This window comes from Sphingomonas folli (genome assembly GCF_019429525.1).
Taxonomy (GTDB): Bacteria; Pseudomonadota; Alphaproteobacteria; order Sphingomonadales; family Sphingomonadaceae; genus Sphingomonas; species Sphingomonas folii.
Window position 1 is genome coordinate 19,743 of record NZ_JAHXZL010000002.1, and the last position, 25,969, is coordinate 45,711.

Sequence of the window (25,969 nt, forward strand, 5' to 3'; positions counted from 1 at the left end):
CCATGATCTCCCGCCTCGTCACCTTCTCGGTCGAGCGGCGCTGGCTAGTCCTGCTGCTGACTCTTGTCGCCGCGCTCGCGGGCATCTTCGCCCTCCAGCGCCTCCCCATCGATGCCGTCCCGGACATCACGAACAACCAGGTGCAGGTAAACGTCCTCGCACCATCGCTGTCGCCCGATCAGATCGAGCGGCAGGTCTCTTTCACGATCGAAACCTCGCTCAAGGGTATTCCGGGTCTTGCCTATACCCGGTCGCTCAACCGCAACGGCTTTGCCCAGATCACGGCCGTCTTCACCGACGCGACCGACATCTACTTCGCTCGCCAACAGGTCGCCGAGCGGATGCGGATGGCCGAGGAACGGCTGCCGCAGGGCGTCATGCCCGAGATGGGGCCGATCGCGACCGGTCTCGGCGACATCTTCATGTGGACCGTCGAGTTTCAAGAACTCAACCGCGTGAAGCATCGGGATGGCGAACCCGGGCTCCAGCGCGACGGCAGCTACATCACCCCCGAAGGCGAACACCTCGTCAACGAACGCGACAAGGCGACCTATCTTCACACCGTTCAGGAGTGGATCGTGTCGCCGCAGCTCCGCGGGACCGAAGGGGTCGCTGGCGTAGACTCGCTGGGTGGGTTCGACCGTGAATATCTGGTCATTCCGGACCTCCAGCGCTTGGCATCGATGCGACTGACGGTCCAGGACCTCGCTACCGCGCTCGAGCGCAGCAACACCAGCATCGGCGCAGGCACGGTCGATCGGAACGGCGAAGGGTTGTTCGTCCGCTCGGACGCGCGGGTTCGTACCGCTGATGAGCTGTCACGCACCGTGGTCGCAAGCCGCGACGGTGTGCCGATCGTGCTCAATCAGGTGGCAACCGTGAAGGCCGGGCAGGGCATCCGCACCGGCTCGGCGTCCGAGAACGGTCACGAGGTCGTCGTCGGCACAGCCGTGATGCGCATCGGCGAGAACAGCCGCACCGTCGCGACCGACGTCGGTGAACGGCTTCAGGCCATCGGCCGATCGCTGCCGACCGATGTCGTGGTCAAACCGGTGCTCGATCGTACCAAGCTCGTGAACTCCACGATCGCGACGGTTGCCCGCAACCTCGCGGAAGGCGCGGTGCTGGTCATCGTGGTGCTGTTCGTGCTGCTCGGCAACTTCCGCGCGGCGCTGATCGCCGCGATGGTGATTCCGATCACCATGCTGCTCACCGCCACGGGGATGCTGCGTGCCGGCGTCTCGGCCAATCTGATGAGCCTCGGCGCGCTCGACTTCGGCCTCATCGTCGATGGCGCGGTCATCATCGTCGAGAACGCACTGCGCCACCTCGGCACGCGCCAGCACGAAACCGGAGGTGTCCTCCCGCTCAAGGAACGCCTCGCGATCGTGGCGGCGTCGGCCCGCGAGATGATACGGCCCTCAGTCTATGGGCAGGCGATCATCATCCTCGTCTATGCGCCGCTGCTCACCTTCAGCGGCGTGGAGGGCAAGATGTTCGAACCGATGGCGCTGACCGTCATCATCGCGCTCGTCTTCGCTTTCGTGCTGTCCCTGACCTTCGTACCGGCGGCTATTGCCGCCTTCCTCGCGGGCAAGGTCGAGGAGAAGGAAAGCCGGATCGTGGTCTGGCTCAAGCGCCGCTACGAGCCTGGGCTCGATGCTGCCATGCGGCGTCCCAGTCTCACGATAGGGGGCGCGCTTGCCGGCGTCGTGCTGGCGGCGCTTGCCTTCACAACGCTGGGTCAGGAGTTCCTGCCGCAGCTCGACGAGGGCGACATCCTCGTCCAGGCCTGGCGCCCGCCCGGCACGTCGGTCGAACAGAGCCAGCGGATGCAGTTCGCGGTTGAGAAGACGATCAGCCGCGAACCGGAGGTGCAATACGCTTTCTCGCGGACGGGCACGTCGGAGATCGCCAGCGATCCGATGCCGCCCAACGCGACCGACACGTTTGTTATGCTGAAACCACGTAAGGAATGGCCGGACCCGAACCTGCCCAAGGAGGAACTGGTCGAGCGCATCGAGAAGAAGGTCTCGACCATCCCGGGGAACGGCTACGAGATTACGCAGCCGATCCAGATGCGCTTCAATGAGCTCGTCGCCGGCGTGCGCGGCGATATCGCGGTAAAGGTGTTTGGCGACGACTTTGCCAGCATGAATGCGACCGCGGTCCAGATCGCGGACGTGATGCGCAAGGTGCCTGGTGCAGCGGATGTCCGGGTGGAGCAGACCGAAGGACTGCCGCTTCTCGACATTCGTCCCAACCGGGACGCGATGGCGCGCGTCGGTGTTTCTGCCGGCGATGTCCAGGACGTCGTTGCGGCAACCGTAGGCGGCAAGCAGGCTGGCGTGATCTTCGAAGGCGACGCCCGCTTCCCGGTCGTGATCCGTCTCGGCGAAACGGCACGCGCCGATTTGCAGACCCTCGGGCAGATTCCGGTGCCCACCGCGAGCGGATCGTTCTTGCCGCTCGCCAGCGTTGCCGACATCGGTCTCGGCGACGGGCCGAACCAGATCAGCCGTGAGAACGGCAAACGGCGTGTCGTCGTCCAAGCCAATGTGCGCGGGCGAGACGTAGCCGGCGTCGTCGAGGAAGCGCAGGCCAAGATAGCGCAGCAGGTTGCCTTACCGGCCGGCACCTATCTCACCTGGGGTGGGCAGTTCGAGAACCTGGCCAGCGCCCGGGCACGCCTGACGATCGTGGTGCCAATATGCTTCGCCGTCATCATGCTGCTGCTCTACGGTGCGCTCGGATCGCTGCGCGACGCGGCCCTGGTCTTCACTGGCGTGCCGCTGGCGTTGGTTGGCGGTATTCTCGCGCTCCTGCTCCGCGGTCTGCCTTTCTCCATCTCGGCCGCGGTCGGGTTCATCGCACTGTCTGGCGTAGCGGTGCTCAACGGGCTGGTGATGGTGTCTTCCATCCACGATCTGATGCGGGAAGGGATGGACCGGGCGCGTGCCGCACGTGAGGGAGCACTGCTCCGATTGCGGCCCGTCGCGATGACTGCGCTCGTCGCCAGTCTTGGCTTCGTGCCGATGGCGCTGGGGCATGGGGCGGGCGCCGAGGTCCAGAGGCCGCTCGCCACGGTGGTAATCGGCGGGCTGATCTCGGCGACGCTGCTGACCTTGTTCGTCCTGCCGACGCTCTACGCCCGTTTCGGTGGGTGGAGGCCAACCGATGTCGGCTCTGGCCGTTAGCGGGCGTACTCGCCGAGGCCGCGCGCAACCAGCTCTTCGTTGGAGAGGCGGGGACCACGCTTGAGCCTGCTGTTGCCGAGCGTACGACGGTCCAGCTTCTGACCGGATGAAGCCGGGGAGGATGCCTTGAACACGCCGGCCGACTGAGCTGTGCGAGCCGGCTCGTTGTTGTTGCGCTTGGTATGGTGCGGCTGAACCTGCTGGATGGTGCGCGCTAGTGCCAGCGCTGCGTCGAGATGCTTGTTGTCGACCACAGCAGCCTGGTTCACGCGGCGCATCTTGTCGAACATGCGATAGGGTAGGGCCGTGCCCTCATGCTGGATCTCAAGCCGGCCATCCGGGTACTCGCACACGTCCACCTTCTTGCGCGCGAGCGCCTGCGAGGCAGGGGAGGGCTCCAGGATGAACATGGCCTTGTTGTAGTGCAGGGTGAGGGCGCCGGTGACGGTGCGCTGCTCCCGCCACACCAGCTCCGCCTCCAGGTCTTCGTGGATGGCCAGCGGCCGGTGCAGGTCGCGCGGGTCGAACGGCGCCTTGGCGAACCTACGATTATGCTGCGCCATGTAGGAGGGGAGGAAGGCGTTGGCTTGGTCGATGGTGGAGATGCGCTGTAGCCGCATCGCCTTGACCAGACGGTCCTGCAACGTCGCGTTGACGCGCTCGACGCGCCCCTTCGCCTGCGGCGAGTTCGCGCAGATCAGCTCGATGTTGAGCCGGTCCAACGCACGGCCGAGGTGGGTCATGCCGTCGCCCTTCGCCGAGGCCGTGTTGTTGCGGAAGGCGCTGTGCTTGTCGGTGTAGAAGGCCACCGGCTTGCCGTGCCGCTCGAGGTAGGTCCTCGTCGCGCGCATGTAGGAAAAGGTGCTCTCGCTCTCGACCATCTCGACGTGCATAAGCTCGCTGGTGGCATCGTCGATGAAGACCAGGAGCGTGCATTGCGGACCGCGGCCCTCGAACCACCAGTGCTTGGAGCCGTCGACCTGGACGAGCTCGCCGCGGCAGTCACGCCGGTAGCGCGGCTGATACGGGCGAGGGCGCTTGGCCGCACGGTCCTGCCACAACCCGGCCTCCATTATGATGCGCCGCAGGGTCTCGCACGACAGGCCGATGCCATGGCGCTCGGCGAGGTACTCGCGCGCCAGCGTCGGTCCGAAGTCGGCGTAGTGCTCGCGCACCAGCGTGGCCACCTCGGCGCGGAAAGCGTCGCTGTAGCGTCGATTGCTCGGTCGTCCTCGCTTGCGCGACACCAGGCCGCTGGTGCCGTCCTGTCGCAGGCGGCCCAGCAGCCGGTACACCTGCCGCCTGGCAAGGCCGAGCAGCTCCATCGCGTCCGCAACCCGGATCTCGCCGCGGTCGAGCCGCATCAGCGTGTCGAACCGGGTGATCTCAGCAGCACTCATCGCCAGCACCGTCATACAATGCGCGTCCTCGTTGCCGAGAACGGCTATGACACCGGCGACCCGCCGATAGCACCGCAGAGTGCCATTTCTATCTAGCGGGCTGGTGCCATTTGTACTTAGCGCTTACAGATGGCGAAAGCGATAATATGTATTATGTAAACAACAGGACGATCGCGAGGAGGGCGAGGAAGACTCCGCCCCACGCCAGCACGTAGCGCATTACCGTCGGCGCAGGCATGCGCCGCGCGACCAGCGCCGACAGAGGTAGAACCAGGACCAGCAGCAGGATCAGCGCGGTCCCGACACGCTCGCTCACGTCGCCAGCTCCCAGCCGTCATAACCCGGCTCGACGCCGGCGGGCAGTTCGGCACACAGCCCGGCATAGTCCATCGACTGGTCCATATGGACCAGCACCGCTCGCCCCGGGCGCAGCTCCTCGACCCAGCCCAGCACCGTGGCGAGATCGGGGTGAGTCGGGTGCGGCCGGCGGCGTAGCGCGTCGACGATCCAGACATCGACGCCGCGGTACAGCGCGCGCATCGCGTCGGTCATGCCGCTGATGTCGGTGGCATAGCCGACCGAGCGCCCGGCCGCGCTGAAGCGCAGCCCGGCCGAGCTGATCGATCCGTGCGGCTGGTCGACCACGTCGATCGTCAGCCCGCCGAGCACCAGCCGGTCGGGCAGCGGCGCCAGGTCGACCGTCGGCGGGTAGCCGCCAGCACCCTTGAACACATAAGCGAACTGCTGCCGCAGCGCCGCCGCGCAACCGTCCCGCGCGTAGCCCGGCACGGGATGGCCGAGCGCGTGATAGACCTGGCGCAGGTCATCGATGCCGAAGACATGGTCGGCGTGCTGGTGCGTCCAGATCACCGCGTCGACGCGTCCCACCGCGGCGGCGAGCAGCTGCTCGCGCATGTCCGGGCTGGTGTCGACGAGGACACGCACCCCGTCCTGCTCGACCAGCAGCGACGAGCGCGTGCGTCGGTTGCGCGGCTCGGCGGGGTCGCAGTCGCCCCAGTCGTTGCCGATCCGCGGCACCCCCGAGGACGTGCCCGAGCCGAGGATGCGGACCTTCACGCGGGCCGCGTCTTGCCGAAGAGCACGTGGAAGTTCTCTGCCGTATAGTTTTGAAGTTCCTCGACATCTTCGCCGCGCAGCCGCGCCAGGAAGGCGGCGGTGTCGGCGACGAAGCCGGGCTCGCCGGTCTTGCCCCGATGCGGCACCGGCGCGAGGAAGGGCGCGTCGGTCTCGATCAGCAGCCGCTCGCGCGGGATCCGCGCCGCGGTGGCGCGCAGCCCCTCGGCGTTGCGGAAGGTGACGATCCCCGAGATCGAGATAAACAGGCCAATCTCAAGCGCTTGGTCCGCGAACCTATCGCTCGCCGTGAAGCAGTGGATCACGCCGGTATAGGCCCCCTCCTCCATCTCCTCGCGCAGGATCGCGGCGGTGTCGTCCTCGGCGTCGCGCGTGTGGACGATGATCGGCGTGCCGCTCTCGCGCGCCGCGGCGATGTGCGCGCGGAAGCTCGCCTGCTGCCGCTGTCGGTCGGAGTGATCGTAATGATAGTCGAGCCCGCTCTCGCCGATGCCGACCACGCGCGGGTGGCGCGCGCGCTCGACCAGCCGGGCGGTGTCGACATGCGGGTGCTGGTCGGCCTCGTGCGGGTGGATCCCGACGCTGGCCCAGACATCGGGCTCGCGCTCCGCGGTGGCGAGCACCGCGTCCCACTCGCGCTCGCGCGTGGCGATGTTGAGCATGGCGGTGACGCCGCGCGCGCGGGCGCGCTCGAGCACCGCGGCCTGCTGCTCGAAGACACCCTCATAGTTGAGGTGGCAGTGGCTGTCGGCGAGCATCAGGCGGGCTCCGTCTCGGCGGGCAGCTCGAGCCGCGGGAAGGCGGGCGTCGGCGGCGCGATCACCGCGCCCGCGTCGACGCGCCGCTGGTACCAGCCATCATCGTCGATCGCGACGTGGTCGCGCTCCGCCGCGCCGAGCTGGTCGAGCACCCTCCCGGCGCCCGCGGGCACCACCGGAAGGATCGCGATCGCCAGCATGCGGATCGCGCGCACCAGCGTGCGCAGCACCGCGTGCATCCGCTCCGGATCGGTCTTGCGCAGCGACCAGGGTGCCTGCGCGTCGATATATTGGTTGCACGCGAAGACGCCGCGCAGCCACGCCTCGACCCCCTGGCTCAGCAGCAAATCGTCGAAGCCGGCACGCAGCCCGGCGCAGGCGACCACCACCTCCTCGATCAACTGCGCGTCGGCCAGGTCGGCGCGGCCCGTCTCGGGGAAGGCGCCGCCCAGGTTCTTGGCGATGAACGACAGCGTGCGCTGCGCGAGGTTGCCGAAGGCGTTGGCGAGCTCGGCGTTGACCCGGGTGACGATCGCCTCGGCGGAATAGCTGCCATCCTGGCCGAAGCTCACCTCGCGCAGCAGGAAATAGCGCAGTCCGTCCACCCCGAACAGGTCGGCGAGGTCGAGCGGGTCGACGACGTTGCCGAGGCTCTTCGACATCTTCTCGCCGCGGTGGAGCAGGAAGCCGTGGCCAAACACCGTCTTCGGCAGCGCGATCCCGGCCGACATCAGGAACGCGGGCCAGTAGACCGCGTGGAAGCGCACGATGTCCTTGCCGATCAGGTGCAGGTCGGCGGGCCAGTACGTCATGTCGCCGTCGGGGTAGCCGGCGCCGGTGAGATAGTTGGTGAGCGCGTCGACCCACACGTACATGACGTGCCCGGGGCTGCCCGGCACCGCCACGCCCCAGTCGAAGCTGGTGCGCGACACCGACAGGTCAGAAAGACCGCCCTCGACGAAGCGCAGGATCTCGTTGCGCCGCGCCTCGGGGCGGATGAAATCGGAGTTCGCCGCATAGAAGTCGAGCAGCGGCTGCTGATATCGCGAGAGGCGGAAGAACCACGTCTCCTCGGCGGTCCAGGTCACCGGCGTGCCCTGGGGGGAGAGCTTCGCCCCCCCTTCCCCCTCGACCAGCTCCTTCTCGTCGTAGAAGGCCTCGTCGCGGACCGAATACCAGCCCTCGTAGCGGTCGAGGTAGAGATCACCCGCGTCCGCCATGGCCTGCCAGATCGCCTGGCTGGCGCGGTGGTGATCGGTGTCGGTGGTGCGGATGAAGCGATCGTAGCTTACCTCAAGCTTGTCGCACATCGCTTTGAAATAGCCTGACATCTCATCTGCGAGCGCGCGCACCTCGACGCCGCGGTCGCGCGCCGTCTGCACCATCTTCAGCCCGTGCTCGTCGGTGCCGGTCTGGAAGCGCACGTCGCGGCCGGCCTGGCGCTGGAAGCGCGCGATCGCGTCGGCCGCGATCGCCTCATAGGCATGACCGATATGCGGGCGGCCGTTGGGGTAGCTGATCGCGGTGGTGATGTAGAAGGGGTGGCCCATGCCGGCCTCCTAACGCTCTCCCTCGCGCGATGCCAGCCGCGCGACGATCCCGGCGAGCTCGTACACCGTGCCCTGCTGGTCGAGCGACAGCGCGCGCGCCGCCGCGGCGACCGAGCGCGCCTCGTCATAGGCGTCGAGCGCGGCGCGCAGGTCGGCGCCGACCCGCGTCGCCGCGGCGCGCGCGATCACCGTCGGCACGCGATCGAGGAACGCCTCGTAGCGCGGCTGCGCCGCCTTGAGCGCGAGCGACTTGGCCAGCGCGCCGCGGCGGGTGAGCGTCGGGTCGCCGTCGCGCGCGATGCCCGCCAGCGCCTGCTCGATCGTGCCCAGGTCGAGCCCGGCATAGCCGAGCGCGCGCCCCGGCGAGCCCTCCCCCGCGGTGACCAGCGACGCGATCTCCTCTGGCTCGGCCTCGGGCAGCGCGTCGCGCAGCACCGCGGCCATGTCCTCGTCGCCGAGCAGCTCGAAGCGCAGCACGCGGCAGCGCGAGCGGATCGTCGCGAGCAGCCGGCCCGGCGCGTGGCTGACGAGCAGGAACACCGTGCCCGCGGGCGGCTCCTCCAGGCTCTTCAGCAGGGCGTTGGAGGCGCCGGGGCGCTCGAGGTCGTCGGCGGCGTCGATCACGATCGCGCGGCGCGGTGAGAGCGACGGCATCGTGCCGAGGAAGGGACCGAGCGAGCGCACCTGGTCGACCGTGATCGAGCGCGCCAGCTCGTCGTCTCTGTCCTTCCTGGGCAGCCGGCGCAGCTCGCGATAATCGGGGTGCGAGCCCGCCGCGAGCAGGGTCGCGGCGCGATGGTCGGCCGGCACCGCCAACCCGGGGGCGAGCTGGCCCGGGGTCATCGCCTCGGCGAGCAGCCTGGCCGCCGCGGCGCGCGCGAAGCTGGCCTTGCCCACGCCCTCGGGACCGGCGAGCAGCCAGGCATGGTGAACCGCGCCGCCGCGCAGCGCGGCGGTGAAGGCGTCGACCGCGGCGCGATGACCGCGAAGGCCGGTCACGGCAGCCAGTCCGCCAGCGCGGCGAGCATCGCCGCGGTCACCGCCGCGGGCGGCTGCGCCGCGTCGATGCGGCGGAAGCGGTCGGGCTCGGCCTCGGCGAAGCGCTCGAAGGCCGCGCCGACCGCGGCGTGGAAGTCGCTCTCGCGCGCGGCGAAGCGGTCGCTCGCGCCGCGGTCACGCCGCGCCGCGCGCTCGGCGCCGAGCGCGAGCGGCAGCGTCAGCAGGAATGTCCGGTCCGGCAGGAGCCCCTCGCTGCCGAAGGCGTGGAGCGCCAGCACCTCGGCGTCGGCGACCCCGCCGGCGACGCCCTGATAGGCGCGCGTCGAGTCGACGAAACGGTCGCAGATCACCCAGCACCCATTCTCCAGCGCCGGCCGGATCACCTTCTCCAGGTGATCCGCGCGCGCCGCGGCGAACAGCAACGTCTCCGCGCGCGCGCTCCACCGCCCCGACTCGCCCTCGAGCAGCAGCGCGCGGATCGCCTCCGCACCGGGGCTGCCCCCGGGCTCGCGCGTGATCACCGCCGCGACGCCGCGATCGCGCAGTGCCGCGGCGAGCGCGCGCGCCTGGGTCGACTTCCCGGCCCCTTCCCCGCCCTCCAGGCTGAGGAAGCGCCCCCGCGGCATCAGAACAGGCCGCGCAGGCCCGCCATGGCGCGCCCGAAGAACCCGGCCTGGCCGACGTCGCGCGCCGCCACGAGCGGCATGCGCTGCTCGGGCAGGCCGGGGGCGGAGACGACCAGGTCGGCGATATGCGCGCCCTGCTTGATCGGCGCCTTGACCGGCCCGTCATAGACGATCTTGCCCGACAGCTGCGGGCGCGTGCCCGAGGGGACCGTCACCGCCAGCGCCTTGGGCGCGACCAGCTCGACCTCGCTCGAGTCCCCCAGCTGCACCGCGGCGGTGCCGACGGTCTTGCCCGCCTTCACCACCGGGCGCGCCTGCCAGGCGCGGAAGCCCCATTCCATGAAGCGGATGGACTCCTGCGCGCGCTGGTTGAAGCTGGTCAGCCCGGCGACGACCATCACCAGCCGGCGCCCGTTCTGCTCGGCCGAGCCGGTGAAGCCATAGCCCGCCTCGTCGGTGTGGCCGGTCTTGAGCCCGTCCGCGCCGGCGACGCGGCCCAGCAGCGGGTCGCGGTTGGCCTGGGTGATCGCCGCGCCGGCGCCCATGGTCTTGCCCCAGGTGAAATCGCGGCGCGAGTAGAACTGCTTGTAGAGCTGCGGGAAGTCGGTGATCGTCGCGGCGGCGAGCTTGGCCAGGTCGCGCGCGGTGACATAGGTGACGCCGCCGTCGGGCCAGCCGTTCGAGGTGCCGAAATGGCTGTTGGTCAACCCGAGCTTCTGGGCGTTCTCGTTCATGCGCTCGGTGAAGGCCTGCTCGGTCCCCGACGCGCCCTCGGCCAGTACGACGCACGCGTCGTTGCCCGACAGCGTGACGATGCCGTACAGCAGGTTCGCCACCGACACGCGCTCGCCGACCGAGAGGAACATGGTCGATCCCGCCGCGGGGCCGTGCCAGCGCTTCCAGGTCTCGGGGCGGACCTCGAACTCGGTCGAGAGCTTCAGATCCCCCGACTTGATCATCTGGAAGGCGGTGTAGACCGTCATCATCTTCGCCATCGACGCGGGCGGCATGCGGCGATCGGCGTCCTTGGCGTAGAGCACCGCGCCCGAGGACAGGTCCTCCATGAAGGCGACCGGCGCGGGCGTGTCGAACTGCGGCGCCGCCGCCATGGCGGGATAGGCGACCGCGAGGACGGCGGCGGGCAACGCGAGGACGGTCAGCAGCTTGGTCATGGCTCGGGATCCGGTTCGATAACGGTCGTGGGAGATGCGTTTGGGCGCGCTCGAGGCTCGCGCCCTAGCGTGCGATCGCGTCGGCGAGCAAGCCCACCGACAGAGCGTAGAAGTTGGAGCAATTATAGTCGAGGATGACGCGATAGTTGCTCGTCAGCAGATAGGCGGTCGCGCCGGGCCCGTCGGGCTCGATCAGCACCGCCTGCACCTGGTCGCCGGGCCAGCGCGCGTCGAGCGGCGCGACACCGAGCGCGCGCCACTCCGCCATCGTGCGCCAGCCGCTGTGCCGCTCGAACACGCGCGGGCAGCGCGGCGAGACCAGCCGGTTGGCGACGCCCGCGCGCGCGAGGCCGGCGGGGACGCTGACCGCGACGCCCCACGGCTCGCCGGGGCGCCAGCCCGCCTGGGTGAAGTAATTGCCGATCGAGGCGAGCGTGTCGGCTGAGGAGTTCCAGATGTCGGCGCGCCCGTCGCCGTCGCCGTCGCGCGCGAGGCGGAGGTAGACCGAGGGAAGGAACTGCGGGTTGCCCATCGCGCCCGCCCAGCTGCCGACCAGCTGCGACCGCGGCACGCCGCGATCGATCATCTTGAGCGCGGCGATCAGCTCGCCCTCGAACAGGGGGCGGCGGCGCCCCTCATAGGCGAGGCTGGCGAGGCTGCGAAGCAGGTCGAAGTCACCCGTGTAGGAGCCGTAATTGGTCTCGTGGCCCCAGATCGCGACCATGATCTGCTCGGGCACGCCGGTCTCGGCCTCGACGCGCGCGAGCCTGGCGCGGTTGGCGGCATATGTGGCGCGCCCGCGCGAGATCCGCGCGCCGTCGACGTGCGAGTCACGATAGGGCGCGAACAGGGGGACCGGCGCGTTGGGTCGCGCCTCGGGCTGGCGCTGGTCGAGCGCGACGACGCGCGGGTTGAAGCTCAGCCCGGCGAGCGCGCTGTCGGCGGTGGCGGGGCGCACCCCCGCGGCGACGGCGCGCGCGCGGACCTGCGCGAGATAGGCGTCGAAGCCCGACGCGTCGGGAGCGGCGGAGGGGGCCACGCCCTGGGCCGACGAGGCCGGCGCGACGAGCAGGAGGAGCGTGGCGGCGATGCCGCGGGCGAGCGTTGCGACCGCTGTCATGGTCGGGGCGTTCTGGCACAGCGGGTCGGCGCGCGGAACCGCAAATCGAGCGAGCGCTTGCACTCGCCGCCGCGCCGCGTTTAAGCGGGACCCCTGCGGAGGGGTGGCCGAGTGGTTTAAGGCAGCGGTCTTGAAAACCGCCGTGGGTTCACGCTCACCGTGGGTTCGAATCCCACCCTCTCCGCCACTGCGCCGGCATCTCCTACTCAGACGCCGCCGTACCCCGTTGGCCGAAGTGGGTAGCCCGGGCTCCTTTGTTTCGCCTGACAGCCGTCGACTATCAGCACCGAGCTATTAAGCTCTGCTGATGATTAGACGTGCACTGTTCGGCTGGATCGGCGGTTTCCTAGCCGCGATCGTCGGAACGAACCGTTCGGTCCCGGGCGATGGGCAATCCAGCTATCCACCCCCGATGTCGCCCGAGCAACGCGCCGAATGGGACCGGTTTCGGGCGCGAGCGCTCGCCGCGCTGCCCTATCCACGTGTCTCCGTACCCGGTGAGCGCGTGCTCGCGGAATGGGAGCGCCTTCGGAAGGCCGTGGCTGGCCTGTGATCATCGGCGATGATGAACAGCTCGACGCGATCGCCGAGCAATACTCATCACAGGATCAGGCAGTGTTCCCGTGGGCGCCGCCCGGCGTGGCTTCTCCTTTCGGCAACGCGCGCGCTCCCACGCCGGCCGCGATCTTGGCCGAGGCAGCGACGCTCACCTTCCCTGCGAGTTTAGCGCGATGGTCCGGCACCGATCCCGATCTTCCTGAGCCGCCACTCGGTGAATGGCCGATGCGAAGTGCGGTGGAGGAGACTGGACTGACGGTGGCGAGCGACGTTCTGTCCGGCAGGTTTTTCCGGCTAGTCCACATCCTATTGATACCGACCACGCATAGTTGGGAAGTACCGGCCTACTTGCGCTGGGGAGATTGGAATGGCTGCCCGCCGCCGGCCCAACATGTTGCGGCACTCAGGCATTGGCACGAGCGTTTCGGTGTCGAACTGGTCGGGATGGATCGTGACACGCTGAACCTGCGAGCGACTCGCCGCCCGGCAGATCGCGAGGCGGCATTGGCCTTGGCGCACGAGCAATATCGCTACTGCCAGGACATCATTGACCAAGGCGTCGGCAGCTTGTCAGAGCTGGCAGCATTGTTGATGAACAAAGACTGGTGGTTTTTCTGGTGGGATTAGATCCAAGATCGTATGCACGATACTTGAATTGACTTACCTTATACTCTGAAAATCCATCGTCTATTAGCGCGCAGTTTTGCTGGGGGTGAAGAGGGCGGCGAACAGGAAAACGTCGGCCGTATTCAACACGGGACCCACAAGATCAACGGCGCCTGCCGACAGGTTCCCCGAACGCGTCGAGGCCGGATCATCGCTTACTCGGCTCCCGCGAGCGCTAGGTCGATCAGCGATGGCGCGCCCGGAACGATTCGAACGTCCGACCCTCAGATTCGTAGTCTGATGCTCTATCCAGCTGAGCTACGGGCGCATCGCGGCACGGCATCGGCCGTCCGTCTACCCCACCCTGCGGTGGGCATCCATTGGCGCGCCCGGAACGATTCGAACGTCCGACCCTCAGATTCGTAGTCTGATGCTCTATCCAGCTGAGCTACGGGCGCGCAATGGAGCGGCGCTGTTAGACGCCGCCGCGCGGGGGCGCAAGAGCGTTGCGGTAAGTTTTTCGCGCCTCTACGCAGATCGCATGCCACGCCCCCCGCGCGCCCGCGCGCCGCTCGCCCTTCTCCCTCCCGCGCTCGCGATCGCGGCCTCGCTCGCGGGGTGCAGCGCCGACATGAGCGGCTATCCCTCGCTCGCGCCGCGGCCGGTCGAGAGACTGGGCTTCGAGGAACCCGCGACGCCGCCCCCCGTCCCGGTCGCCGCCGACCCGGCGCTCGACGCGCGGCTCGCCGAGATCGCCGCCGCGCGCGCCGCCGCCGCGCGCGACTTCGACGCCGCGGTCGAGCGCGCCGCCGCGCGCGCCGCCGCGGCGCGCGGCGCCGCCGCCGGGAGCGAGCGCTGGCTCGACGCGCAGACCGCGATCGCCGAACTCGACTCGCTGCGCTCGACCCACGCCGACTCGGTCGGCCAGCTGGAGGAGCTGTCGGCGACGCGCGCGCAGGCGCTGCAGCCCGCCTATCCCGCGCTCGAGCGGGCGCTGGAGGCGGCGCGCGCCACCGCGACGGCGCAGACCGCGCGCATCGACTCGCTCGCGGCCTCGCTGCCGAGCGGCTGAGCCGGGCGCGGCCGCCGCTTGACGGTGACGCGGATCACGCCAGGATCGAGCGCCTGGCTCGGAGGTGTGAGATGATCGTACCCGAAGGATTCGCGGCCGTGACCCCGTATCTCTTCGCCGAGGGGGCGAGCGGCTACGTCGACTTTCTCGTGGCCGCGTTCGGCGCGCGCGAGGTCGGGCGCAGCGTCGCGCCGGACGGCAGCATCGCCAACTGCCAGCTCCGCGTCGACACCGCGACGATCATGGTCAGCGAGGCGTCGGCGGCATTCCCGGCGAGCCGCGCCGCGCTGTACCTCTACGTCGCCGACGCGGACGCCGCGATGGCGCAGGCCGAACGCGCCGGCGCCGAGCGGATCATGGCGGTCGCCGACATGCCCTACGGCGATCGGCAGGGCGGCGTGCGCGACCCGGCCGGCACCATCTGGTGGGTGTCGCAGCGCCTGAGCGACGCGCCCTATTTCTGACTGGCGGGGACTCCCGCTCCCCCGCCTGAGCGCACCGCCGTCGCCGCGTCAGAACCGGAGCAGCGGCAGGATCGTGGCATAGTCGTCGCTCCAGGGCGCGAAACCGGGGCGCCGCCGCAGCGCGTGCCAGTCGCCGTCGTCGCCCGCCAGCAGCGCCTGGGTCCAGGGGTCGCGCGTCAGCACGATCCAGGACGAGGGAACGGCCTCCTCCTCGCCCGCGACCGGGACATGGTCGAGGATCAGCGCGCGCCAGCCGCCCGCGCGCGCCGCCGCGGCGACTACCGGGCCCAGGTTCACGAAGCGGTTGGAGATATGCACCGCGAGCACGCCGTGACGCGCCAGCACGCGCGCGTAGACCGCGAACGCCTCGACCGTCAGCAGGTGCATCGGCACCGCGTCCGAGGAGAAAGCGTCCAGCGCGAGCAGGTCGAGGCTGGCGGGCGCGGCGCGCTCGAGCGACACGCGCGCGTCGCCGAGTTCGACCGCCGCGCCGGGCGCGCAGTCGGCGAGGAAGGTGAAGCGACGCCGCGCGCTGAGCTCGGCCATCGCCGGATCGATCTCGTAGAAGCGCCAGCGCTGCCCGGGGCGCGCGTAGCAGGCGAGCGTCCCCGTCCCGAGCCCGACGACGCCGACCCGCGCATGCTCGCCGAACAGCAGCGGCGCGGCACGCAGCGCGCGGCCGACGCCGCTCTCGGGCGTGTAATAGGTCGTCGGCACGCGCTCGCGCGCGGGCGTGCCGGTGAGCTGGACGCCGTGGAGCGTGGTGCCATGGACGAGCGTGCGCCGCCGCGGCTCCTCCACCAGCGTGTAGACCCCGAAGTAGCTGCGCAGCCGCGCCCCCGGCTCGAGCGAGAGCGACAGCGAGCGGAAGCCGCCGAACAGCAGCAGGGCGCTCGCCAGCACCATCAGATAGGGCGGACGCGCGCCGAGCGTGACCAGCCCGACCGCGGCGATCACCGCGAAGGTCGCGCCGGTGTGGCGCACCGTGCGCAGGCCGCCCGCCTCATGCGCGAACACGCCCGCGACGACCGCCAGCGCGAGCGCGATCACGGCGACGGCCGCCCAGCGCGCCCCGCGCCGCGCCCACAGCACGCGCAGCGCGGCGGCGAGCGGCTCCTGCGGCACCAGCGCGCCCGCGGCGAGGATCAGGATCGGATATTCCCACGTCCAGTCGAACAGGATCGGCGCGACCAGCCCCGCGAACACGCCGCCCAGCGCGCCGCCGACCGCCATCGCCAGGTAGAAGCCGGTCAGTCGTGCCGGCTCGGGGCGCAGCCGGTACAGCCGCGCGTGCAGCGCGACCGAGATCATGAAGAGCAGCAGCAGCGCCATCAGCGTGCTCGCGGTCGCCATGTCGGCGAAGCCGCCCATCATGATGCCGCCGAACAGCAGGATCGTCACCGGCGCCGCGCGCGTCAGCGTGTCGGCGAGCCAGCGTCGCGCCGCGAAGGCGATCGAGAAGCTTAGCAGGTACAGCGCCAGCGGGATCACCCACAGCAGCGGCATCGCCACCAGGTCGGTGCTGATGAAGGTCGACGTCGCGAGCATCATGCCCGAGGGCACCAGGCCGAGGATCACCCACAGCAGCACGCGCGACCGCGGCGGCGGCGGCGCGCTCGGGGCGACGTCGGCGGCGGAGGTCGCGCGCGGCGGCAGCCGGGTCGCGCACAGCAGCACCAGCGCGAGCAGCAGCAGATACCCCCCGCTCCACAGCCAGCGCTGCTGGGTCACCGGCAGCAGCGGCTCGACCAGCAGCGGGAAGGCGATCAGCCCCGCGAAGCTGCCGAGGTTCGAGGCGGCGTAGAGCGGGTACGGGTCGGTGCCCGGCCGCGCCAGCTCGTACCAGCGCTGCATCAGCGGCGCCTGCGACGACACCGCGAAGAACAGCGGCCCGATCGAGAGTGCGAACAGATAGGGCACCCACAGCGCCGGCTCGGCGCCCGCGGGCAGCGCGCGGTCGCTCAGCCCGATCGGCAGGAAGGCGCAGGCGACGAGGAGCAGCGCGAGGTGGATCGCGCGCTGCCGCCGCGGCGCCAGCCGGCCGAGCCAATGCGCGTAGCCGTAGCCGCCGAGCAGCAGCGCCTGGTAGACCAGCATCGCCGAGTTCCACACCGCCGGGGCGCCGCCGAGCCGCGGCAGCGCCAGCCGCGCGATCATCGGCTGCACCAGGAACAGCAGGAACGAGCCCGTCAGCATGGTCGCGACGAACAGCGGCGCCACGCCGCCGCGCCGCGCCCGCGGCTCAGCCACGCGTCGGCCGCGCGATGCGATAGAGCAGGTGGCGCCGCAGCGGGTCGCCCGCCTCCAGCTCGGGATGGTCGAAGTCGCCGCCGATCACCCGCGTCATGCCCAGCCGCTCCATCAGCAGGCGGCTGCGCGTGTTGCCGGGCACCGTGACCGCCGCGATCGTCGGCACGTCGAGATGCTCCCACGCCCATTCGAGGCAGGCGGTGGCCGCCTCATGCGCATAGCCCCTGCCCCAGTGCGCGCGGCCGAGCCGCCAGCCGATCTCGACCTCGCCCGCGATCGGGCGCGGCAGCGGCAGCAGCCCGCACAGGCCGATGAAAGTGCGATCGGCGCGTCGCTCCACCGCCCAGAAGCAATGGCCGTAGCGCGCCTGCGCCGCCGCCATGCGCCGCCACGCGCGGCGGCTCTCGCGCCGCGTCTCGGACGGGCCGATATGGCGCATCACCTCGGCGTCCTGCGCCATCGCGTGGAAGGACTCGACGTCCTCGGCGCGCCAGCCGCGCAGCGTCAGCCGCTCGGTCTCGATCATCGCGCGCGGTCGATCGCGTAGGTCACCGTGGCGCGGCGCGGGTCGTCGGCGGCGAAGTCGGGATGGTCGAAGTCGCCGTCGGCGAGCCGGCGCAGGCCGAGCCGCGCCATCAGCCGCCGGCTCGCCGCGTTGCCCGCCGCGGTGATCGCGACGACGCGCGGCTCGGTGCGGTGCGCCCAGGCCCAGTCGAGCCACGCCGCGGCGGCCTCGTGCGCATAGCCCCTGCCCCAGGCGGCGTGCGCGAGCATCCAGCCGATCTCGAGCTCGCCGCGGATCGGCGTGGTCGGGGCGCCCGGCTTGAGCCCGCAGAAGCCGATTGCGTCGCCCGCGTCGCGCCGCTCCACCACGCAGAAGCCGACGCCGTCGTCGGCGCGGTAGCCGGCGTGGCGCGCGATCGCGGCGTCGCTCGCGGCCGCGTCCTTCACCGGGCCGAGGTCCGCCATCACGCGCGGGTCGGCCCACATCGCGTGGAGCGCGGCGCGGTCGCGCGGCTCGGCGGGGCGCAGGATCAGGCGCTCGGTGACGATCACGCGCCGAGCAGCCGCGCCGCGTGCACCGCGTGATAGGTGAGCACGCCGGCGCAGCCCGCGCGCTTGAAGGCCAGCAGCGTCTCCAGCACCATCGCGTCGCGATCCGCCGCGCCGGCGGCCACCGCCGCCTCGATCATCGCGTACTCGCCCGACACCTGATAGGCGAACACCGGCACCGCGAAGGCGTCCTTCACCGCGCGGACGATGTCGAGGTACGGCAGGCCCGGCTTGACCATCACGCTGTCGGCGCCCTCGGCGAGGTCGAGCGCGACCTCGCGCAGCGCCTCCTCGCGGTTGGACGGGTCCATCTGATAGGTGGTCTTGTCGCCCTTGAGCAGGCCGCGCGTGCCGACCGCGTCGCGGAACGGGCCGTAATAGGCCGAGGCATATTTCGCCGCATAGGCCATGATCTGGACGTTGACGTGCGAGTCCCGCTCCAGCGCCGCGCGGATCGCGCCGACCCGGCCGTCCATCATGTCGCTCGGCGCGATGATGTCGGCGCCGGCGCGCGCCTGGTTGAGGCTCTGCCCGACCAGCAGCTCGACCGTGTCGTCGTTGCGGACATAGCCCGCCGTGTCGATCACCCCGTCGTGGCCGTGCGCGGTATAAGGGTCGAGCGCGACGTCGGTGAGGATGCCGATGTCGGGCACCGCGTCCTTGATCGCGCGGGTGGCGCGGCAGATCAGATTGTCGGGGTTGAGTGCCTCGGCACCGTCGTCGCTGCGGCGGTCGCGCGGCGTGTTGGGGAAGAGCGCGAGGCACGGGATGCCGAGGTCGTGCGCCTCGCGCGCGCGCGCCACCGCGAGATCGATCGACCAGCGCGACACGCCCGGCAGCGTCGCGATCGGCTCCTCGAGCTGCTCGCCGTCCGTCACGAACATCGGCCAGATCAGGTCGGCCGGGGTGAGGATATGCTCGGCGTGGAGGCGGCGGCTCCAGCCGGCGGCGCGGGTGCGGCGCAGGCGCAGCGCGGGATAGGCAGCGTGCATGCCAGCGGCTTTCCCGCAATCGGACGCGCCATGCAAGCGTTACGGCAGCGGAACTGCCGCTCGCGCGTTAGCCGGCGCATGAGAGAGATCCGCTCCGCCGCGCTCGTCGTCAACGCCAAGTCGCGGCGCGGGCGCAAGCTGTTCCGCCGCGCCTGTCGGCGGCTGCGCGAGCTGCCGTTCAAGGTCGAGCCGCACGCGGTCAAGGACCCGAAGCACCTCGACCGCACCGTGCGCAAGGCGCTGGAGAAGAAACCCGACCTCCTCATCCTCGGCGGCGGCGACGGCACCATCAGCGGGCTGGTCGACCTGATGGTCGGGCACGACGTCGTGCTCGGCGTGCTGCCGCTCGGCACCGCCAACAGCTTCGCGCGCACGCTGGGGCTCCCGCTCGACATCGACGGCGCGATCGAGGTGTTCCGCACCGGCGCGCCGCGGCGGATCGACCTCGGCATGATCGACGACGATTATTTCGCCAACTGCGCCGCGATGGGGCTGAGCCCGCAGATCGCCGAGACGGTGCCGCACCGGCTCAAGAAGGTGGCGGGGCGGCTCGGCTATCTCGGCTGGGCGGGCTATCAGCTGACCCGCTTCCGGCCGTTCACGCTCTACGTCGACGCGGGTGACGGCAAGGGCGAGCAGAAGCTCAAGGCGGTCGAGGTGCGGATCTCCAACGGCCCCTATCACGGCGGCACCTGGCTGGTGGACGAGGCCGCGGTCGACTCGGGCAAGATCGTCGTCCAGGTGGTGAAGGGCCATTACAAGCGCCGGCTGGTGACCAACTGGGCGGCGAGCTGGCTCGGCCGCGACGAGCGCCACCACGAGGTCGTGACCTTCTCGGGCACGTCGATCCGGGTGAGGAGCGACCCGCCGCTGCCGATCTCGATCGACGGCGAGGTGCTGGCGCACACGCCGGTCACCGCGCATGTCGCCGCCGGCGTGATCGAGGTGATGGCGCCGCGGGGGTGAGCGCTGGAGTTTGAGGGAGCCTGCGGCATGCCAATCCTCCCCGGCACGGGGAGGGGGGCTGCGCCCAGGCGCGGTGGAGGGGGGCCTCCACCAACGCTGCGCTTCGTGGCCAGCCCCCTCCACCACCGCGCTGGCGCGCGGCGGTCCCCCTCCCCGCCGAGCGGGGAGGATCGTGCCCTCCCCCACACCGCAGGGTCGACTTCGCCCGCGCCGCCCCCTAGATCGCGCGCCATGTCCGCCGTTCCCCAGCCCGAGGTCGTGACGCTCGGCTGCCGCCTCAACATCGCCGAGAGCGAGGCGATCCGCCAGCTCGCCGGTGCACGCGTGGCGGTGGTGAACGGCTGCGGCGTCACGAACCAGGCGATGCGTGACACGCGCGCGGCGGTGCGCCGGCTGCGGCGCCGCCGGCCCGACGCGGAGCTCGTCGTCACCGGCTGCGCCGCCGAGATGGACCGCGCCGGCTTCGCCGCCATGCCCGAGGTTGACCGCCTCGTGCCGAACGCCGCCAAGCTGCTGCCGACGAGCTGGGGCGCGCGCGGCAACGCGCCCCGCCCGCGCGCGCAGACCCGCGCCTTCGTCGGCGTGCAGAACGGCTGCGACCACGCCTGCACCTTCTGCGCCATCCCGCAGGGGCGCGGCGCGAGCCGCAGCGACGCGATCGCCGAGATCGTGCCCAGCGTCGCGGCGTTGGTCGAGGCGGGGCAGCGCGAGGTGGTGCTGAGCGGGGTCGACCTCGCCAGCTACGACGACCGCGGCGCGGGCCTCGCCGCGCTGATCGAGCGGCTGCTCGCGGGCGTGCCCGGGCTGGAGCGAGTCCGCCTCTCCTCGCTCGACCCGCACGTGATCGACGACGCGCTGTTCGCGCTGCTCACCCGGGAGCCGCGGGTCATGCCGCACGTCCACCTCTCGCTCCAGGCGGGCGACGACCTGATCCTCAAGCGCATGCGCCGGCGCCACCGCCGCGCCGGGGCGCTGGCGCTGGTCGAGCGGCTGCGCGCGGCGCGACCCGAGCTGGCGATCGGGGCCGACCTGATCGCGGGTTTCCCGACCGAGGACGAGGCGATGTTCGCCAACACGCTCGCGCTGATCGAGCAGGCCGACATCACCCACGCGCACGTCTTCCCCTACTCGCCGCGCGCGGGCACGCCGGCCGCGCGCATGCCGCAGGTCGAGCCCGAGGTGGCGCGCGCCCGCGCCGCGACGCTGCGCGCCGCCTCGGCCGCGCGGCTCGCGCGCCGGCTGGCGGCGCAGGTCGGCACGGTGCGGCGCGTGCTGGTCGAGCGCCCCGGCGACCGTGGCCACGCCCCCGATTTCAGCGCGGTCCGCCTCGCCGCCCCCCTCCCCATCGGCAGCGTGCACGACGTCACGATCGTCGCCGCCGCGCCCGACCATCTCACCGGAACGATCGCATGAGCACGAGCTGGCACGACAAGCTGCTGGGCGGCTTCCGCCGCACCTCCGACCGGCTGGTCGGCAATCTCGCCGGTCTCGGCGGCGCGCGGCTCGAGGAGCACACGCTCGACGAGGTCGAGGAGGCGCTGATCGGCTCCGACCTCGGCCCCGAGACCGCGGGCCGGGTCCGCGCGCGGCTCGCCGAGGGCACGTTCGAGCGCAACATGGAGGAGCTCGGCATCCGCCTCGTCGTCGCCGAGGAGGTGGAGAAGGTGCTGGCGCAGGTGGCCAAGCCGCTCGGCATCGACGCTTTCCCGCGCCCGCAGGTGGTGCTGGTGATCGGCGTCAACGGCTCGGGCAAGACCACCACCATCGCCAAGCTGGCGCATTTGTTCCTCGAGCAGGACTATCAGGTGATGCTCGCCGCGGGCGACACCTTCCGCGCCGCCGCGATCGGCCAGCTGCGCACCTGGGCCGAGCGGATCGGCGTGCCGATCGTCACCGGGCCCGAGGGCGGCGACGCCGCCGGGATCGTGTGGGACGCGGTGAAGAAGGCGACCGAGATCGGCACCGACGTGCTGATCGTCGACACCGCCGGCCGGCTGCAGAACAAGCGCGAGCTGATGGACGAGCTCGCCAAGATCCGCCGCGTGCTCGGCCGGCTCAACCCCGCCGCGCCGCACGACGTGCTGCTGGTGCTCGACGCCACCACCGGGCAGAACGCGCTCAACCAGATCGAGGTGTTCAAGGAGGTGGCGGGGGTCACCGGGCTCGTCATGACCAAGCTCGACGGCACCGCGCGCGGCGGCGTGCTGGTGGCGGCGGCGGAGCGCTACGGCCTGCCGATCCACGCCATCGGGGTCGGCGAGCAGATGGACGATCTGCGCCCGTTCGACGCGCGCGAGGTCAGCCGCATCATCGCCGGGGTCGACACGGGGCCGCGCAAGTGAGCGCGACGCCGAAGGAGTCCGCGGGCGCGCGGGCGCTAGTCGATTACGGCCCGCTCGCGGTGTTCTTCGCGGTCAACTTCCTGCTGCCGGGCGAGAGCGCGCGGCGGATCGTCGGCGCGCTCACGCCCGCTCTGTCGGATCTGACGAAGGTCGAGGCGCTGCTGCTCGCGCGCGTGATCGTCGCCACCGCCGCCTTCGTGCTGGCGAGCGTCGTCGCGCTGGTGATCGCCAAGGCGAAGCTCGGCCGCGTGCCGCCGATGCTGCTGATCTCGGCCGGGCTGGTGATCGTGTTCGGCGGGCTGACGATGTATTTCCGCGACCCGCGCTTCATCCAGACCAAGCCGACGATCGTCTACGCGCTGCTCGCCGCGACATTGGGCTTCGGCGCCGCGACGGGGCGGCCGCTGCTGCAGCAGCTGATGGGGTCGAGCTACCCCGGGCTGAGCGAGCGCGGCTGGCACCGGCTCACGCTCAACTGGGTGTGGTTCTTCGTCGCCATGGCCTTCGCCAACGAGGCGGTGTGGCGCGGCGCCGCCGCGCTATACGGCGCGCAGCGCGGCTGGGACCTGTGGGCGATCTACAAGGTATGGGTGGTGATCCCGGCGACGATGCTGTTCGCGGTGGCCAACGTGCCGATGCTGATGCGCCACGGGCTGAACCTGGGCGACGAGGCGCCGCCGTTGCCGCCCGAGGGCTGAGCGCCGCGCGACGACGACGAGGATCGAGGAGAGAGAACGAGCGATGAGCGAGACGCTTCACCCCGCGCCGGCGGGCACGCCCGAGAGCATCGACCGCGCCGGCTACGAGGAGGCCTACCGCCGCTCGGTCGCCGATCCCGAGGGCTATTGGCGCGACGAGGCGGGGCGGCTCGACTGGATCACCCCCTTCACCCAGGTGAAGGACACCTCGTTCGACGAGGCGGACTTCCGCATCCGCTGGTACGCCGACGGCCAGCTCAACGTCTCGGTCAACTGCGTCGACCGCCACCTCGCGACGCGCGGCGACCAGGTCGCGATCGTGTGGGAGGGCGACGAGCCCGGCGAGACTCGGGAGCTCACCTATCGCGAGCTCCACCGCGACATGTGCCGCTTCGCCAACGTGCTCAAGTCGCTCGGCGTGCGCCGCGGTGACCGGGTGACGCTCTACCTGCCGATGATCGCCGAGGCGGCCGCGGCGATGCTGGCCTGCACGCGGATCGGCGCGATCCACTCGATCGTGTTCGGCGGCTTCTCCCCCGACAGCCTCGCCAACCGGATCCAGGACTGCGACTCCCGGATCGTCATCACCGCCGACGAGGGCTGCCGCGGCGGCAAGCGCATCCCGCTCAAGGCGAACGTCGACCGGGCGGTGGCGCACTGCCCGGGGGTGGAGCACGTGCTGGTGATCCGCCGCACCGGCGGCGACGTGGCGATGACCGAGGGCCGCGACGTCTGGCTCCACGACGCGCTGGAGGGCGTGGAGGACGACTGCACGCCCGAGCCGATGGGCGCCGAGGACCCGCTCTTCATCCTCTACACCTCGGGCTCGACCGGCAAGCCCAAGGGCGTGCTCCACACCACGGGCGGCTATCTCGTCTGGGTCGCGAAGACCTTCAGGGAGGTGTTCGACTATCGCGACGGCGAGGTGTTCTGGTGCACCGCCGACATCGGCTGGGTCACCGGGCACAGCTATGTGGTCTACGGCCCGCTCGCCAACGGCGCCACCACGGTGATGTTCGACGGCGTGCCCAACTATCCGGACCACGGCCGGCTATGGGAGACGGTCGACCGGCTCGGCGTCAACGTGCTCTACACCGCGCCGACCGCGATCCGCGCGCTGATGCGCGAGGGGGACCAGTGGGTCACGCGCCACAGCCGCGCCTCGCTGCGGCTGCTCGGCAGCGTCGGCGAGCCGATCAACCCCGAGGCGTGGAACTGGTATTATCGCGTCGTCGGCGACTCGCGCTGCCCCGTGGTGGACACGTGGTGGCAGACCGAGACGGGCGGCATCCTGATCTCGCCTCTGCCCTATGCCACCGACCTCAAGCCCGGTTCGGCGACCTTGCCGCTGCCCGGCGTCCAGCCGCAGATCGTCGACGCGGAGGGTCAGGTGCTCGAGGGCGCGACCGAGGGCAACCTCTGCCTGGTCGACAGCTGGCCGGGGCAGATGCGCACCGTGTGGAACGACCACGAGCGCTTCTTCCAGACCTATTTCACCACCTACCCCGGCCGGTATTTCACCGGCGACGGCTGCCGCCGCGACGCCGACGGTTACTATTGGATTACCGGGCGGGTCGACGACGTCATCAACGTGAGCGGCCATCGCATGGGCACCGCCGAGGTGGAGAGCGCGCTCGTGGCGCACGCGAGCGTCGCCGAGGCGGCGGTGGTAGGCATGCCGCACGAGGTGAAGGGCCAGGGGATCTACGCCTTCGTCACGCTCAACGCCGGCGAGGAACCGTCGGACGATCTGCGCGCGGCGCTGCGGCAATGGGTGCGCGAGGAGATCGGCCCGATCGCCTCGCCCGACACGCTCCAGTTCGCGCCGGGCCTGCCGAAGACCCGGTCGGGCAAGATCATGCGTCGCATCCTGCGCAAGATCGCGGAGAACGACCTCGGCGCGCTGGGCGACACCTCGACCCTGGCCGACCCGTCGGTGGTCGACGCGCTGGTGGCGGATCGGGTGGGGTGAGGCGGGCAGATGCTCCCCGTCACGGGGAGGGGAGCGGCGACGCGCGGCGTCGGGGTGGAGGGGGTTCACCGCGAGCGAGCCGGGGCGCGGGAGGAGAGCCCCCTCACCAGACCTCGGCTGCTCCCCGTCCGATGCCGGGGAAGACGGTTGTCAGACTCGCTCGGCGCGCAGACGCGACCGCCCGGAAGAGGGTCGCGGAGAAAGGCTCAGTGCGCCCGCTCCCCGCCACCGCTCCCGAGCCACGCGCGCAACAGCGCGCTCACCCGCTCGGGCTCCTCGAGCGCGGGCATGTGACCGCAGTCGGGTAGCACGTGGAGCGTCGCGCCGGGGATCGCCGCCGCCAGCTCGCGCGCGTGCTCGACCGGGGTGATCCGGTCGCCCTCGCCGACCACCACCAGCGTCTCCACCGCGATCCGCGGCAGCGCCGCGACGCCGTCGGGGCGGCACATGATCGCGTGCTGCTGGCGCAGGAAGGCCTGCTTGCCGACGCGCTGCGCCATCGCGCGCATCGCGTCGCCGACGCCGTCGTCGACGTGGGTCGGGTGGACCAGCTCGCCGAGCAGCTTGCGGGTCACGCCGACGAAGGCGCCGCGGCGCAGCGAGTCGATCCCCGCCTGGCGCTGCGCGGTGCGCGCCGGCGTGTCGCCGCGCGCGCTGGTGTCGATCAGCGCGAGCCGGCGGACCCGCTCGGGCGCCTGGCGCATGATCTCGAGCGCGACATAGCCGCCCATCGACAGCGCCGCGAGCGAGAACAGCGGCGGCGCCACCGCGAGGACGCGGCGCGCCATCGCCTCGACCGTGTCGTCGAGCGTCAGGTCCGCGACCATCGGCGAGGCGACGTCGGCGAGCGCCTCGACCTGATACCGCCAGAGCGCCTGGTCGCACAGGAGACCGGGCAGCAGCACCAGCGGCTCATACGCGGCCGGTGCGGGTGCGACGGGCCGTCGCGTCCCCGCCCCGCTCGCCGCCCACCCCAGATCGATCGCCGCCGTCGCCATCGCGCACCTCCGTCACGACGGATATGCGGCTTGCACCGGTCATATGTCCAATACATGCTACACGCGATCTCAATAGCCAGG

General features: G+C 71.0%; 23 protein-coding genes and 3 tRNA genes. 10 read left to right on the forward strand and 16 right to left on the reverse strand.

Annotated features, from left to right (window positions below; all coding sequences use genetic code 11):
- Window positions 1-2 precede the first annotated feature (2 nt).
- The gene (locus tag KZ813_RS02600) at window positions 3-3,197 is read left to right on the forward strand and encodes an efflux RND transporter permease subunit (RefSeq protein WP_219753437.1); all 3,195 of its coding nucleotides are present in this window, start codon (window positions 3-5) and stop codon (window positions 3,195-3,197) included.
- Here the strand turns inward: KZ813_RS02600 and KZ813_RS02605 are convergent.
- The 9 genes from KZ813_RS02605 to KZ813_RS02645 form a co-directional block, all read right to left on the reverse strand.
- Window positions 3,194-4,612: an ISNCY family transposase gene (locus KZ813_RS02605; protein WP_219753438.1), complete on the reverse strand. Its 1,419-nt coding sequence runs from the start codon at window positions 4,610-4,612 to the stop codon at window positions 3,194-3,196. The two genes, KZ813_RS02600 and KZ813_RS02605, sit on opposite strands and share 4 nt — an antisense overlap.
- A 136-nt stretch (window positions 4,613-4,748) precedes the next feature.
- Complete coding sequence (locus KZ813_RS02610) at window positions 4,749-4,913, reverse strand: hypothetical protein (protein WP_219753439.1); 165 nt, start codon at window positions 4,911-4,913, stop codon at window positions 4,749-4,751.
- Window positions 4,910-5,674, reverse strand: a complete 765-nt coding sequence (locus KZ813_RS02615) for an MBL fold metallo-hydrolase (protein ID WP_219753440.1) — start codon at window positions 5,672-5,674, stop codon at window positions 4,910-4,912. Before KZ813_RS02615 ends, KZ813_RS02610 begins: the two co-directional genes overlap by 4 nt.
- Entirely contained in the window at window positions 5,671-6,450 is a 780-nt protein-coding gene (locus KZ813_RS02620) for a TatD family hydrolase (protein ID WP_219753441.1), read from the reverse strand. The genes KZ813_RS02615 and KZ813_RS02620 overlap by 4 nt, the downstream gene beginning before the upstream one ends.
- Complete coding sequence (metG, locus tag KZ813_RS02625; protein WP_219753442.1) at window positions 6,450-8,000, reverse strand: methionine--tRNA ligase; 1,551 nt, start codon at window positions 7,998-8,000, stop codon at window positions 6,450-6,452. The genes KZ813_RS02620 and metG overlap by 1 nt, the downstream gene beginning before the upstream one ends.
- A 9-nt stretch (window positions 8,001-8,009) precedes the next feature.
- A complete protein-coding gene (locus KZ813_RS02630) occupies window positions 8,010-8,999 on the reverse strand; it encodes a DNA polymerase III delta subunit-related protein (RefSeq protein WP_219753443.1) in 990 nt (329 codons plus the stop codon).
- Window positions 8,996-9,625: a dTMP kinase gene (gene tmk, locus KZ813_RS02635; protein WP_219753444.1), complete on the reverse strand. Its 630-nt coding sequence runs from the start codon at window positions 9,623-9,625 to the stop codon at window positions 8,996-8,998. Before tmk ends, KZ813_RS02630 begins: the two co-directional genes overlap by 4 nt.
- A complete protein-coding gene (locus tag KZ813_RS02640) occupies window positions 9,625-10,797 on the reverse strand; it encodes a D-alanyl-D-alanine carboxypeptidase family protein (RefSeq protein ID WP_183943591.1) in 1,173 nt (390 codons plus the stop codon). The genes tmk and KZ813_RS02640 overlap by 1 nt, the downstream gene beginning before the upstream one ends.
- 64 nt (window positions 10,798-10,861) lie before the next feature.
- The gene (locus KZ813_RS02645) at window positions 10,862-11,917 is read right to left on the reverse strand and encodes a lytic murein transglycosylase (protein ID WP_219753445.1); all 1,056 of its coding nucleotides are present in this window, start codon (window positions 11,915-11,917) and stop codon (window positions 10,862-10,864) included.
- 97 nt (window positions 11,918-12,014) lie between these two features.
- Here KZ813_RS02645 and KZ813_RS02650 point away from each other — a divergent pair.
- Window positions 12,015-12,104, forward strand: a tRNA-Ser gene (locus tag KZ813_RS02650).
- Window positions 12,105-12,466: 362 nt separating this feature from the next.
- Window positions 12,467-13,102 carry a DUF4253 domain-containing protein gene (locus KZ813_RS20335; protein ID WP_219753446.1) on the forward strand — a complete coding sequence of 212 codons (636 nt, stop codon included), beginning with the start codon at window positions 12,467-12,469 and terminating at the stop codon, window positions 13,100-13,102.
- Window positions 13,103-13,332: 230 nt separating this feature from the next.
- Here KZ813_RS20335 and KZ813_RS02660 read toward each other — a convergent pair.
- Window positions 13,333-13,409: transfer RNA gene (locus KZ813_RS02660), tRNA-Arg, on the reverse strand.
- 53 nt (window positions 13,410-13,462) lie between these two features.
- A tRNA-Arg gene (locus tag KZ813_RS02665) sits at window positions 13,463-13,539 on the reverse strand.
- An 83-nt stretch (window positions 13,540-13,622) separates the two neighbouring features.
- Between KZ813_RS02665 and KZ813_RS02670 the strand changes: the two genes are divergently transcribed.
- Both KZ813_RS02670 and KZ813_RS02675 read left to right on the forward strand, forming a co-directional pair.
- Window positions 13,623-14,153, forward strand: a complete 531-nt coding sequence (locus KZ813_RS02670) for a hypothetical protein (RefSeq protein WP_219753447.1) — start codon at window positions 13,623-13,625, stop codon at window positions 14,151-14,153.
- A 98-nt stretch (window positions 14,154-14,251) separates the two neighbouring features.
- On the forward strand, window positions 14,252-14,617 hold the full coding sequence (locus tag KZ813_RS02675; protein WP_308461767.1) for a VOC family protein: 366 nt from the start codon (window positions 14,252-14,254) through the stop codon (window positions 14,615-14,617).
- Between the two features lie 48 nt (window positions 14,618-14,665).
- On the opposite strand, the gene KZ813_RS02680 is transcribed toward KZ813_RS02675, so the two are convergent.
- Genes KZ813_RS02680 through hemB form a run of 4 tightly spaced genes read right to left on the reverse strand, consistent with a single transcriptional unit; the run spans window position 14,666 to window position 18,912 of the window.
- Window positions 14,666-16,813 carry a spermidine synthase gene (locus KZ813_RS02680; RefSeq protein ID WP_219753823.1) on the reverse strand — a complete coding sequence of 716 codons (2,148 nt, stop codon included), beginning with the start codon at window positions 16,811-16,813 and terminating at the stop codon, window positions 14,666-14,668.
- Between the two features lie 46 nt (window positions 16,814-16,859).
- On the reverse strand, window positions 16,860-17,393 hold the full coding sequence (locus KZ813_RS02685; RefSeq protein WP_219753449.1) for a GNAT family N-acetyltransferase: 534 nt from the start codon (window positions 17,391-17,393) through the stop codon (window positions 16,860-16,862).
- The gene (locus tag KZ813_RS02690; protein ID WP_219753450.1) at window positions 17,390-17,923 is read right to left on the reverse strand and encodes a GNAT family N-acetyltransferase; all 534 of its coding nucleotides are present in this window, start codon (window positions 17,921-17,923) and stop codon (window positions 17,390-17,392) included. Before KZ813_RS02690 ends, KZ813_RS02685 begins: the two co-directional genes overlap by 4 nt.
- The gene (gene hemB, locus KZ813_RS02695; protein WP_219753451.1) at window positions 17,920-18,912 is read right to left on the reverse strand and encodes a porphobilinogen synthase; all 993 of its coding nucleotides are present in this window, start codon (window positions 18,910-18,912) and stop codon (window positions 17,920-17,922) included. The genes KZ813_RS02690 and hemB overlap by 4 nt, the downstream gene beginning before the upstream one ends.
- 78 nt (window positions 18,913-18,990) lie before the next feature.
- Between hemB and KZ813_RS02700 the strand changes: the two genes are divergently transcribed.
- From KZ813_RS02700 to acs, 5 genes are all read left to right on the forward strand, one after another.
- The gene (locus tag KZ813_RS02700; RefSeq protein ID WP_219753452.1) at window positions 18,991-19,878 is read left to right on the forward strand and encodes a diacylglycerol/lipid kinase family protein; all 888 of its coding nucleotides are present in this window, start codon (window positions 18,991-18,993) and stop codon (window positions 19,876-19,878) included.
- A gap of 231 nt (window positions 19,879-20,109) precedes the next feature.
- Window positions 20,110-21,291 (forward strand): MiaB/RimO family radical SAM methylthiotransferase, encoded by a 1,182-nt coding sequence (locus KZ813_RS02705; protein ID WP_219753453.1) that lies wholly within the window; start codon window positions 20,110-20,112, stop codon window positions 21,289-21,291.
- Window positions 21,288-22,220 (forward strand): signal recognition particle-docking protein FtsY, encoded by a 933-nt coding sequence (gene ftsY / locus KZ813_RS02710; protein ID WP_132907957.1) that lies wholly within the window; start codon window positions 21,288-21,290, stop codon window positions 22,218-22,220. The genes KZ813_RS02705 and ftsY overlap by 4 nt, the downstream gene beginning before the upstream one ends.
- Window positions 22,217-22,918 (forward strand): inner membrane-spanning protein YciB, encoded by a 702-nt coding sequence (locus KZ813_RS02715; RefSeq protein ID WP_219753454.1) that lies wholly within the window; start codon window positions 22,217-22,219, stop codon window positions 22,916-22,918. Before ftsY ends, KZ813_RS02715 begins: the two co-directional genes overlap by 4 nt.
- Window positions 22,919-22,961: 43 nt before the next feature.
- The gene (gene acs / locus KZ813_RS02720; RefSeq protein WP_219753455.1) at window positions 22,962-24,890 is read left to right on the forward strand and encodes an acetate--CoA ligase; all 1,929 of its coding nucleotides are present in this window, start codon (window positions 22,962-22,964) and stop codon (window positions 24,888-24,890) included.
- Window positions 24,891-25,096: 206 nt separating this feature from the next.
- Here the strand turns inward: acs and KZ813_RS02725 are convergent, their stop codons facing one another.
- Complete coding sequence (locus KZ813_RS02725) at window positions 25,097-25,888, reverse strand: alpha/beta fold hydrolase (RefSeq protein WP_219753456.1); 792 nt, start codon at window positions 25,886-25,888, stop codon at window positions 25,097-25,099.
- Between the last annotated feature and the right edge of the window lie 81 nt (window positions 25,889-25,969).

Coding starts and splice junctions, on each gene's coding strand:
- KZ813_RS02705 (WP_219753453.1), top strand. CDS start 20,110: ATGTCCGCCGTTCCCCAGCCCGAGGTCGTGACGCTCGGCTGCCGCCTC.
- KZ813_RS02685 (WP_219753449.1), bottom strand. CDS start 17,393: ATGATCGAGACCGAGCGGCTGACGCTGCGCGGCTGGCGCGCCGAGGAC.
- KZ813_RS02645 (WP_219753445.1), bottom strand. CDS start 11,917: ATGACAGCGGTCGCAACGCTCGCCCGCGGCATCGCCGCCACGCTCCTC.
- acs (WP_219753455.1), top strand. CDS start 22,962: ATGAGCGAGACGCTTCACCCCGCGCCGGCGGGCACGCCCGAGAGCATC.
- KZ813_RS02620 (WP_219753441.1), bottom strand. CDS start 6,450: ATGCTCGCCGACAGCCACTGCCACCTCAACTATGAGGGTGTCTTCGAG.
- KZ813_RS02640 (WP_183943591.1), bottom strand. CDS start 10,797: ATGACCAAGCTGCTGACCGTCCTCGCGTTGCCCGCCGCCGTCCTCGCG.
- KZ813_RS02670 (WP_219753447.1), top strand. CDS start 13,623: ATGCCACGCCCCCCGCGCGCCCGCGCGCCGCTCGCCCTTCTCCCTCCC.
- KZ813_RS02605 (WP_219753438.1), bottom strand. CDS start 4,612: ATGACGGTGCTGGCGATGAGTGCTGCTGAGATCACCCGGTTCGACACG.
- KZ813_RS02600 (WP_219753437.1), top strand. CDS start 3: ATGATCTCCCGCCTCGTCACCTTCTCGGTCGAGCGGCGCTGGCTAGTC.
- KZ813_RS02680 (WP_219753823.1), bottom strand. CDS start 16,813: ATGCTGACGGGCTCGTTCCTGCTGTTCCTGGTGCAGCCGATGATCGCG.
- KZ813_RS02700 (WP_219753452.1), top strand. CDS start 18,991: ATGAGAGAGATCCGCTCCGCCGCGCTCGTCGTCAACGCCAAGTCGCGG.
- tmk (WP_219753444.1), bottom strand. CDS start 9,625: ATGCCGCGGGGGCGCTTCCTCAGCCTGGAGGGCGGGGAAGGGGCCGGG.
- KZ813_RS02725 (WP_219753456.1), bottom strand. CDS start 25,888: ATGGCGACGGCGGCGATCGATCTGGGGTGGGCGGCGAGCGGGGCGGGG.
- ftsY (WP_132907957.1), top strand. CDS start 21,288: ATGAGCACGAGCTGGCACGACAAGCTGCTGGGCGGCTTCCGCCGCACC.
- hemB (WP_219753451.1), bottom strand. CDS start 18,912: ATGCACGCTGCCTATCCCGCGCTGCGCCTGCGCCGCACCCGCGCCGCC.
- metG (WP_219753442.1), bottom strand. CDS start 8,000: ATGGGCCACCCCTTCTACATCACCACCGCGATCAGCTACCCCAACGGC.